This window comes from Streptomyces sp. NPDC054961 (genome assembly GCF_053609145.1).
Genome location: NZ_JBSGWY010000006.1, coordinates 210,340 through 220,119 on the forward strand (window position 1 = coordinate 210,340; position 9,780 = coordinate 220,119).

General features: G+C 72.5%; 11 protein-coding genes and 1 riboswitch. Of the genes, 4 read left to right on the plus strand and 7 right to left on the minus strand.

From position 1 onward, the window contains the following. Positions 1 to 207: 207 nt before the first annotated feature. Entirely contained in the window at positions 208 to 465 is a 258-nt protein-coding gene (locus ACWF9Z_RS09225; RefSeq protein WP_453599264.1) for a (2Fe-2S)-binding protein, read from the plus strand. A gap of 73 nt (positions 466 to 538) precedes the next feature. On the opposite strand, the gene bfr is transcribed toward ACWF9Z_RS09225, so the two are convergent. Beyond that, on the minus strand, positions 539 to 1,015 hold the full coding sequence (gene bfr / locus ACWF9Z_RS09230; protein WP_112446344.1) for a bacterioferritin: 477 nt from the start codon (positions 1,013 to 1,015) through the stop codon (positions 539 to 541). 173 nt (positions 1,016 to 1,188) lie between these two features. Between bfr and ACWF9Z_RS09235 the strand changes: the two genes are divergently transcribed. Beyond that, positions 1,189 to 1,821 (plus strand): sulfite oxidase-like oxidoreductase, encoded by a 633-nt coding sequence (locus ACWF9Z_RS09235; protein WP_453599268.1) that lies wholly within the window; start codon positions 1,189 to 1,191, stop codon positions 1,819 to 1,821. 25 nt (positions 1,822 to 1,846) lie between these two features. Here ACWF9Z_RS09235 and ACWF9Z_RS09240 read toward each other — a convergent pair whose 3' ends face one another. From ACWF9Z_RS09240 to thiO, 6 genes are all read right to left on the minus strand, one after another. Further along, positions 1,847 to 2,410: a DUF4396 domain-containing protein gene (locus tag ACWF9Z_RS09240; protein ID WP_453599271.1), complete on the minus strand. Its 564-nt coding sequence runs from the start codon at positions 2,408 to 2,410 to the stop codon at positions 1,847 to 1,849. Positions 2,411 to 2,502: 92 nt separating this feature from the next. Next, positions 2,503 to 3,375 carry a deoxyribonuclease IV gene (locus ACWF9Z_RS09245; protein ID WP_453599274.1) on the minus strand — a complete coding sequence of 291 codons (873 nt, stop codon included), beginning with the start codon at positions 3,373 to 3,375 and terminating at the stop codon, positions 2,503 to 2,505. A 9-nt stretch (positions 3,376 to 3,384) separates the two neighbouring features. After that, a complete protein-coding gene (gene pknB / locus ACWF9Z_RS09250; RefSeq protein ID WP_453599277.1) occupies positions 3,385 to 5,280 on the minus strand; it encodes a Stk1 family PASTA domain-containing Ser/Thr kinase in 1,896 nt (631 codons plus the stop codon). Between the two features lie 108 nt (positions 5,281 to 5,388). Continuing rightward, complete coding sequence (locus tag ACWF9Z_RS09255; RefSeq protein ID WP_453599280.1) at positions 5,389 to 6,189, minus strand: thiazole synthase; 801 nt, start codon at positions 6,187 to 6,189, stop codon at positions 5,389 to 5,391. A gap of 5 nt (positions 6,190 to 6,194) precedes the next feature. Further along, the gene (gene thiS / locus ACWF9Z_RS09260) at positions 6,195 to 6,395 is read right to left on the minus strand and encodes a sulfur carrier protein ThiS (protein ID WP_453599283.1); all 201 of its coding nucleotides are present in this window, start codon (positions 6,393 to 6,395) and stop codon (positions 6,195 to 6,197) included. After that, entirely contained in the window at positions 6,392 to 7,615 is a 1,224-nt protein-coding gene (gene thiO / locus ACWF9Z_RS09265) for a glycine oxidase ThiO (RefSeq protein WP_453599286.1), read from the minus strand. Before thiO ends, thiS begins: the two co-directional genes overlap by 4 nt. Further along, a riboswitch (TPP riboswitch) is annotated at positions 7,613 to 7,725 on the minus strand. (Overlaps the previous gene by 3 nt.) 126 nt (positions 7,726 to 7,851) lie before the next feature. Between thiO and ACWF9Z_RS09270 the strand changes: the two genes are divergently transcribed. Then, positions 7,852 to 9,174: an NAD(P)/FAD-dependent oxidoreductase gene (locus tag ACWF9Z_RS09270; RefSeq protein ID WP_453599289.1), complete on the plus strand. Its 1,323-nt coding sequence runs from the start codon at positions 7,852 to 7,854 to the stop codon at positions 9,172 to 9,174. 21 nt (positions 9,175 to 9,195) lie between these two features. Further along, positions 9,196 to 9,561, plus strand: coding sequence for an Rv2175c family DNA-binding protein (locus ACWF9Z_RS09275; RefSeq protein WP_356653959.1), 366 nt, complete (start codon positions 9,196 to 9,198; stop codon positions 9,559 to 9,561). Positions 9,562 to 9,780 lie beyond the last annotated feature (219 nt).

Consider the following 9,780-nt stretch of genomic DNA (forward strand, 5'->3'; position numbering starts at 1 on the left):
CCAACTGGGTGCCAGTTTTTACCCCCCACCATGCGGGTCAATATACACGTCTTGGTTTTCCCCCCTTTGGGGGCGCGTACGGTTTTCACCCCCCCCCCATCGTCGTACCCGGGGCTTTTAGGGTTGCCTCACTTTGGGTACGGTTAGGTAAGCCTCACCGAATACGGGATGGCTCGCCGAACCGTTCCTGTCAGGGAGGTGAACCGCGTGTACGTCTGCTCTTGCTTCGGGATCACCGACAAGCAGGTCAAGGACCACGCGGCCGCCGGGGCCTGCACCCCGCGCCAGATCGCATCGGCCACCAAGGCCGGCACCGACTGCGGTTCCTGCGTGCGCACCATCCAGGGCCTCCTCGGCCGCGGGGCCTGCCCGCGCCGCGAGCTGCTGGAGAAGGGGAACGCGGCGGCCGTGCTCGCCGCCGACTCGGAGCTCGTGGCCCCGCCCGTCCTCGTGGAAGCGGCGTAACGCACCCACCGCCGGCGCGGCCCGGCAGGGCGCCGGCCCCGTGGTGGCACCGGCCCGGCGGACCGGTCAGCCGTCAGCTGGGCTGCTCGATGAGCTGCGCGATGTAGAGCGCCTCACCGATGGACTCGATGAGCTCGAGCTGGGTGTCGAGGTAGTCGATGTGGTGCTCCTCGTCCTCGAGGATCTCCTCGAAGAGCCGCGCCGAGGTGACGTCACCCTTGCCGCGCATGACCTCGATACCGCGCTTGAGGCGGTCGATCGCCTCGACCTCGACCTGCCGGTCGGCCTGGAACATCTCCGTCAGCGTCTGACCGACGCGTACGTGGAAGAGCCGCTGGTAGTTCGGCAGACCGTCGAGCATCAGGATGCGCTCGGTGATCTTGTCCGCGTGCTTCATCTCATCGATGGACTCTTCACGCGTGTACTTGGCGAGCTTGGTCCATCCCTTGTTGTCCTGGATGCGGTAGTGCAGCCAGTACTGGTTGATGGCCGTCAGCTCGCCGGTCAGCTGCTCGTTCAAGAACTCGAGGACCTCGGGGTCGCCCTGCATCGCAGAGGCTCCTTCCAAGCAATGTCAGCAATGTGACTGGGTAGGTGCGCGCATCCTTGCACCGCCGCCGGAGGCAGTCCAGTAAGTACCTCCTTAGTGGGAGTTGCCGTGACTTGCCCGGATCGGCCCGTACCTGGTCATGACCACCCCGCGACGTCTGTCACCATGGAGTCATGGGTCAGCCGGAAAGCCGGGAATCTCCGGGATCAGAGCAGCCGGAGCTTCCCCCGGGGCAGCGCTTGCAGCGAGGCTGGCCGGTCACCCACTACGGTCCGGTGCCCAAGTTCAAGCCGGACCGCTGGGAGTTCCGCGTCTTCGGCGCGACCGCCGACGGTGAGAAGCACTGCTGGAACCACGAGGAGTTCGCGGCCCTGCCGTTCGATTCCGTCGTGGCGGACCTGCACTGCGTCACGAAGTTCAGCATGACCGGCGCCGAATGGGGCGGGGTGCTGACCCGCGAGATCCTCGCTCTCGCCCCGCCGTCCCCGCAGGTCACGCATGTGATGGTGTGGGCCGAGTACGGCTTCAGCTCCAACATGCGCCTCGCGGACTTCTCTTCCGGGCGGGCCCTCTTCGCCACCCACCAGGGCGGTGAACTGCTCACCGCCGAACACGGTTTCCCGCTGCGGCTGGTCGTGCCGCACCTGTACGCGTGGAAGGGCCCCAAGTGGGTCCGCGGCATCGAGTACATGACCGCGGACCGCCGTGGCTTCTGGGAGGAGCGCGGCTACCACAACATCGGCGACCCCTGGCGGGAGCAGCGCTACTCCTACCAGGAGGAGCCGGGGGACGGCCCCGAGCTGTAGCTCCGCCCCTCGCGTTCCCCCTCGTTCAGTGGTGGTACTGATGGACGACGGCGTGCCCCTTGCCGCGGCCGATCATCCAGCGGTTGACCGGGGTCGTGACGACGAAGGCCAGGGCCAGCGAGATCGCGAGGGCGATCCAGAACAGCGCGTCCGAGAGCATGGCGTCCATGGCGCCCGGCCACAGGACGATCACCCCGTTGTCGATCAGCTCCATGACGGCGATCGAAAGGGTGTCCGCCGCCAGAGCCACCCGGACGGCCGTACGGAAGTCCACGCCGGACGCGCGGATCGCGCGCACGGTGAGCGCGTAGCCGAAGAAGAACGCGAGGGCGATCGCGAGGACCGTCGTGGGGAGGTTCCCCCAGCCGAGCGCGGTGCCGATGACCATGCCGAGCACTTCGCCGATGGCGCACCCGGTCAGGCAGTGCAGGGTGGCCCTCGCCGCCGTCGCCCAGCTGACCTTCGCGGTGCCGTGCCCGCCCGCGTGCCCGCCGGGTCCTTCGTGATGGTGGTGCTCGTCGTGCCCGTGGTGCTCGCCGTGACCGTGCCGCTCGTCGCGACCGTGGTCGTGCTCGTGCGCCTGTTCCATGGCGACCCCCTGAGGTGAAGACCCGGGAAAACCCGAGCGTCGGCTCTGTCGGCGTACGACACAACCGTATACCCCCCCAGGGTATTCCGCCCCTAGCTGAGGCCGCGGAGCTCCTTCAGCAGGGCCACGTCCGCCGCGTGTCCTTCCTTGCCGCCCGGCGTCTCCGTGATCAGGGGTACGCCCTGCATCGCCGGATGCGTGAACAGTTCCGCGAAGGCGTCCCGGCCGATGTGGCCCTGCCCGATGTTCTCGTGCCGGTCCTTGTGGGCGCCCACGCCCTCCTTGGAGTCGTTCGCGTGGACCAGCTTCAGCCGGCCCTCGCCCACGGTGTCCACCAGCAGGTCCAGCGTCTGCTTCGTCCCGCCCGGCTCCGCCAGGTCGTGCCCGGCGGCGAAGACGTGGCAGGTGTCCAGGCAGATCCCGAGCTTCGGATGGTGGTCGAGCGCGTCGAAGTACGGGCCGAAGTCCCAGGTCCGCGAGCACAGTGAGGAGCCCTGCCCGGCCGTCGACTCCAGCAGCAGGAACGGGTCGTCTTCGTGCGTCAGCTCGTCCAGCAGCGGCAGCATGTGCTCCCTGACCTGCGCGTACGCCGCCTCGCGCGGGCGGCCCCCGGTCGCCGAACCGGTGTGGACGACCACGCCGAGCGCCCCGATCGCCCGGGCCCGGCGCAGCGAGTGCCGCAGGGACTCCACCGACTTCTCCACGGTCGCCTCGGTGTGCGAGCCGAAGTTGATCAGATAGGGGGCGTGCACGTACGCGGGGATCGCCTCGGCCGCGCAGCTCTCGCGGAACAGCTCGTCCTGCGCCGGGTTGCCGGCCGGGGTGGCCCAGCCGCGCGGGTTCGCGACGAAGACCTGGACGGCCTCGGCGCCCATCTCCCGGGCGTAGGCCAGGCCGACCGAGGCCAGCCCGCCCGCGACGGGGACGTGTCCGCCCACGGGATTGCGGCGTGTCGAATGGTTCATGGCGCGGTGCTACAGCCCCTTGGTCCTGATGGTGATCGTGCTGCCCTCGGCGGCGCTCTGGCCGCCGGGTACCGACTGGGACTCGATGGTGTTGCTGAAGGAGAGGAACGGCTTGTCGACCTTCACCTTGAAGCCCAGCCCCTCCAGGGTCTTGCGGGCCGCGTCCGACTCCTGGCCGGTGACGTCCGGCACCGGGATCTGACGGGGGCCCTTGGACACGGTGAGCGTCACCGCGTCGCCGGCCGCGGCCTGGGTGCCGGCCGCCACCGACTGGTTGGCGACCGTACCGGCGGGGGAGGGGGAGTTGACCTGCTCGGGCGAGGTCTCCGCCCTCAGGCCGAGCCCCTCCAGAGCGGCCTTGGCCTGGTCGAGGGGCTTGCCGGCGACGTTCGGGACCGGCACCGGGCGGCCCTTGCTGACCACCATCGAGACCGCGGTGTCCAGGGCGCGCTTCGGGCCGTCCGCCGCCGGGTCCGTGCTGATCACCGAGCCCTGGGCGACGTCCTGGCTGAAGGCCTGCGTGACGATCCCGAGGGCGAGACCGGCCGAGGTCAGCTCCGCCTTCGCCGCGTCCAGCGGCTTGCCCTTGAGGTTGGGCACCGCGACGACCTCGGGGCCGCGCGAGATGGTGACGACGACCGCGGCGTTGCCGCGGATGCGCTTGCCGCCCGCCGGATCGGTGTTCATCACCGTCCCCTTGGCGAAGCTGTTGCTGAACTTCCGGTCGACCCGCTTCACGCCGAGGCCCGCCGCCGACAGCTGCGACTTGGCCTCCGTCTCGGTCTTGCCGAGCAGATTGGGGACCTTGGTGAACTGACCCGAGCTGATGTACCAGACGCCGGTGCCGAAGCCGAGGGCGAGCAGGACGCCGACCACGACGAGCAGCATGCCGCGCCGGCGTATCCGCGGTCCCGACGGGGCCGGCGGCAGCGGCGGGGACGCGAGCCGGGAGGTGTGGGAGACGGCCGGGGCCACCGGCCGGGCGATCACGCTGGTGCGGTCCTCGGCGGCGGTCCGCTCGGCGGCCCGCGCCTGCGGCGGTACGGCGTCCAGCTCGGCCTCGCCGAGCTGCGTGCGGGCGTCGATGGCCAGCCCGAGGAGCGCGGCCGCGTCGTACGGGCGCAGCTCGGGATCGCGCGCGGTGGCGTACGCGACGAGCTCGTCCAGCGCGGCGGACAGTCCCGGGACGGCGGCCGACGGGGGCGGGACGTCCTCGTTGAGGTGCTGGTAGAGGACCTGCGCGGGGTTGGTGCCGGTGTGGGGCTTGGCGCCGGTGAGCATCTCGTACAGCACGACCCCGCAGGCGTAGACGTCCACGCGGGTGTCGGTGATCCCGTTCTGGATCTGCTCGGGGGCCAGGTAGGAGACGGTGCCGAGGATGGAGCCGGTGGTGTTCGTGACGGCGTCGACCGACCTGACCAGCCCGAAGTCGGCCACCTTGACGCGGCCGTCGTCGCCGATCAGCACGTTCTCGGGCTTCATGTCCCGGTGGACGAACCCGGCCCGGTGCGCGGCGCCGAGGGCGGCGAGGACCGGTTCGAGGATGTCCAGGGCCGCGCGGGGCTGGAGCGCGCCGCGCTCGCGCAGCAGGTCGCGCAGGGTGCAGCCGGAGACGTACTCCATGGCGAGATAGGTGTACGGCCCGTCCGTGCCCTGGTCGAAGACGGCCACGACGTTCGGGTGGGCGAGGCGGGCGACGGACTTGGCCTCGCGGATGAACCGGTCGACGAAGGCGCCGTCGGCCGCGAGGGCCGGGTGCATCACCTTCAGCGCGAGGATCCGGTCGAGGCGGGTGTCGACGGCCCGGTAGACCGTCGCCATGCCGCCGGCCGCGATGCGGGCGTCCACGCGGTAGCGGCCGTCGAGCGTCCGCCCGACGAGGGGGTCATCCAGGGTCGTGTCCACCCGGAGATTCTACGAGGGCCGCGCTCGGGTCCGAGCCGGGTACCGGATGGTTGCAGCGCAGCTGTGACGTGACCGCCCGCGGGGCCGGGGGATCCGGCCCCGCGGGACTCAGAACGCCGGGCGTTCCGGGTCGAGGGCGGCGCGGCCCTCCACCGGCGAGGAGGCCTCCGCGAAGCGGCGCTGCGGGATGCGGCCCGCACGGAAGGCCAGGCGCCCCGCCGACACGGCGTCCCGCATCGCGGCGGCCATCAGCACCGGGGACTGCGCGCGGGTCACCGCCGAGGCCAGCATCACCGCGGCGCACCCCAGTTCCATGGCCAGCGCGGCGTCCGAGGCGGTGCCGGCCCCCGCGTCGAGGATGACCGGGACGCCCGCCCGTTCGATCATCAGCTCGAAGTTGTGCGGGTTGCGGATGCCCATCCCGGAGCCGATCGGAGACCCGAGCGGCATGATCGCCGCGCACCCCACGTCCTCGAGCTTCCGCGCGAGCACCGGGTCGTCGTTCGTGTAGGGCAGGACCGTGAAGCCCTCGTCGACCAGGACCTCCGCCGCGTCCAGCAGCTCGACCCCGTCGGGCAGGAGCGTCCGCTCGTCCGCGACGACCTCCAGCTTGATCCAGTCGGTGCCGAGGGCCTCGCGTGCCAGCCGGGCCGTCAGCACGGCCTCGCCCGCCGTGAAGCAGCCCGCCGTGTTGGGCAGTACGGCGATCCCGAGCCGGGCCAGGACGGACAGCACCGAACCCTGGACCGTCGGGTCGAGGCGCCGCATCGCGACGGTGGTGAGTTCCGTGCCGGACGCGACCAGGGCCCGCTCCAGGATGTCCAGGCTCGGGGCCCCGCCCGTGCCCATGACCAGGCGCGAGGAGAAGGTCCGGCCGCCCAGGGTGAATACGTCGGGCACGTCCGCCATCCGGATCAGCCTCCCTGGACCGCGGTGAGGACCTCGACGCGGTCGCCCTCCGCCACGGAGGTGTAGGGCCACTGGCCGCGCGGCACCACGGTTTCGTTGAGGGCCGCGGCGACGCCCCTGGTGGCCTGGGTGAGGGTGGCGACCACGGCCGCGAGCATGGTGCCGGCCGCGATCTCGAGCGGCTCGCCGTTGACGGAGATGGTCATGCGTACGACTCCTGTCGCGTGAGGGCGAAACGGCGCGGGGTGAAGGGGCGGGCGAGCTCCGGCAGTTCGCCGGTGGTCAGCAGCTGCGCCATGACGTCGCCGGTCAGCGGGGTCAGCAGCACCCCGTTGCGGTAGTGCCCGGTGGCCAGGTGCAGGCCCGGCAGGTCGGTGGGGCCGAGCAGCGGGGCGTTGTCCGGCGACCCGGGCCGCAGCCCGGCCCGGGTCTCCACCAGCGGGAGCTCGGTAATGCCGGGCACCAGCTCGTGGGCGTCGCGCAGGAGCTCGTAGACCCCGCCCGCGGTGACGGTGGTGTCCCAGCCGAGTTCCTCGCTGGTGGCGCCGATGACGAGTTCGCCGTTCTCGCGGGGCACCAGGTAGACGTGGCTGCCGCGCACGACGGCCCGTACGGTCCGGGACAGGAACGGGGCGTACGCGGGCGGCACCGCGAGCCGCAGCACCTGGCCCTTCACCGGCCGTACGGGGGCCACGACCTGCGGCGGCACGCCGTCCAGCCGGCCGCTGAGCGAGCCCGCCGCCAGGACCACCTGGTCGGCACGCAGCTCCGTGGCGTCCCGGTCGTCGAGGACCGCGCCGACGGCCCGGTCGGCGCCGGTCAGCAGCCGGGACGCGGCCGCCCGGTGGAAGGCCACCCCGGCCCGCTCGCAGGCGGCGAGCAGCGCGGCCGAGAGCCGGCGCGGATCGACCTGGTGGTCGCCGTCCACGCGCAGGCCGCCGCGTACGCCTGGGGCCAGCATCGGCTCCAGCCGGCGGCACTCGCGGCCGGTCAGCCACTGCGACTCCAGGCCGCAGCGGCGCTGGAGCGCGTGCAGTTCGCGCAGGTGGAGGCGGTCGTCGGCGTCGAGGGCCACGGCGAGGGTGCCGCAGGCGCGGTAACCGATGTCCATGCCGCCGCTGGCGTCGGCCAGTTCGGCGGCGAACTGCGGGTAGCGGGCGGCGGAGGCGAGGTTGAGGCCGAGCAGGGTCTCCTCGCCGTAGTGCAGCTCGGTGACGGCGGCGAGCATGCCGGCCGCGACCTGCGCGGCGCCGCCGCCGGGCGCCGGATCGGCGAGGGCGGTGCGCAGTCCGGCGCGGGCCGCCCGCCAGGCGGTGACCAGGCCGATGATGCCGCCCCCGATGACGAGGACGTCGTAGCCGGAACCCCGGCTCTTCCTGGGTGGGTGCGCGGATGGATGCGCGGTCGTGTGCGCGGATGACTGCATGGGCGTCCAGCCCCTCCCTTCGCCGGCATGACCCGGATCAGGTTCGTACGGTCGGAGGCCGGCCAGCCTCCCTCTCAGCCCGGTGCGCCCGGACTCCCGCGATAGGTTCGGTGGCCAGAGTAACGCCGGGGCCGGGGGCGGGTAAGGCTGCCTCCCCGGTCCCGGCGCCCGCCCGGGAGCCGCGCGGTCCCCGCCCGCTATTCCTGACGGGTCGTCAGATGGCTAAGGTGGGCCGGGTGAGCGAGCAGACGGAACAGACCGAACACACCCAGCGCGCCGTCGTCGTGGTCGGCGCCGGAATGGCCGGGGTGCAGACCGCGGTCGCCCTGCGGGAACAGGGCTGGACCGGCCCCGTCACCCTCCTGGGCGCCGAACCCCACCAGCCCTACGACCGCCCCCCGCTGTCCAAGGCGGTGCTCCTCGGCAAGGCCGAGGACTCGGCCTTCGACGTCGACTTCGAGGGGCTCGGCATCGAACTGAGGCTCGGGGTCGAGGTCACCGGCCTGCGGGCCGCCGAGCACGAGGTGGACACCGAGGCGGGCCCGGTCCCGTACGGGGTCCTCGTGCTGGCGACCGGCGCGCGGCCGCTCACCCTGCCCGGCGCGGAGGGGGTCCCGGGCGTGCACCTGCTGCGCACCCTGGACGACGCGGCCCGGCTGCGGCCCGTGCTGGCGGCCGGATCCGCGGTGGTGGTCGTCGGCGCGGGCTGGATCGGCGCGGAGTTCGCCACGGCGGCGCGCGCGGCGGGCTGTGAGGTGACGGTGGTCGAAGCGGCCGACCGGGTGCTCGCCGGAGCCCTGCCGGCGGAGGTCGCCGAGCCGATGGAGCGCTGGTACGCGCAGGCGGGCGCCTCGCTGCTGACCGGCGTGCGGGTGGCCTCGGTCGAGGCGGGCCGGGTCCTGCTGGCGGACGGGCGCGTGCTGGAGGCCGGGGCCGTCGTGGTGGGCATCGGGGCCCGCCCGGCGACGGACTGGCTGGCCGGGTCGGAGGTCGAGCTGGGCCCGGACGGGGCGGTCGTCGCGGACGGCCACCTGCGCACCTCGGTGCCCGGGGTCTACGCGGTGGGGGACTGCGCCTCCTTCCCGTCGGCACGGTACGGGGCGCGGCTGCTCGTGCACCACTGGGACAACGCGCTGCAGGGCCCGAGGGCGGTCGCCGCGGACATCGTGGCCCGGGAAGCGGCGGCGGGGGACCCGGCGGGCCCGGACTCCGCGGGCCCGGATGCCGCTGGTCCCGATGCCGCGGACTCCGACTCCACGGGCCCGGATGCCGCGGGCCCGGTCTACGACCCGGTCCCGTACTTCTGGTCGGAGCAGTTCGGCCGCTTCGTGCAGTACGCGGGCCACCACGGCGGCGCGGACGCGCCGCTGTGGCGCGGGGACCCGGAGGCCGACACCTGGTCGGTGTGCTGGCTGCGGGACGGCGCCCTGGCCGCGGTCCTCGCGGTGGGCCGGCCGCGCGACCTGGCCCAGGGCAGGCGCCTCATCGAGTCGGGCGCGGCCGTGGACCCGGCCAAGGTCGCCGATCCGGCGGTCGCGCTGAAGTCGACGGTGCTCTAGCGAGATGGCAGGCTTGTGCCCGTGACCGAGATTGACGCAAAGATCGATGCCCTTGTTCCCGCCTGGCTGTACCTCCCCGACATCGCGGAGATGCTCGACATCGAAGTGACGAAGGTCCGCCAGCTGGTCAAGGAAGGTCAGCTGCTCGCGGTGCGCCGCGGCGAGAACCGCTCCCTCCAGGTGCCCGCGGCCTTCATCGACGGGGACAAGATCGTCAAGGGCCTGGTCGGCCTGCTGACCGTGCTCCGCGACGACCGGTTCTCCGACACGGAGATCCTGGAATGGCTGTTCACCCCCGACGACTCCCTGCCGGGCACCCCGGTGCAGGCGCTGAGCGAGAACCGCGGCACGGAGGTGAAGCGCCGCGCTCAGGCGCTCGCCATCTGACTCGATTCCGCAGCAGGAGCACGACCCAGCCAGAGCAGTAGCAGCAGTACCAGAGCAGTGGCAGTAAGAGCAGTACGCAGCAGTACGCGGCGCAACGCCGCACGCGGGGGGGGGGGGGGGGGCGGGGCGGCGCGCGCCACAGAACTGCAGCAAGCGCAACAACACCACACAGGAGGGCTGAGACAGGCCGCACCCCAACGAGACGAACGCCCACGCGGA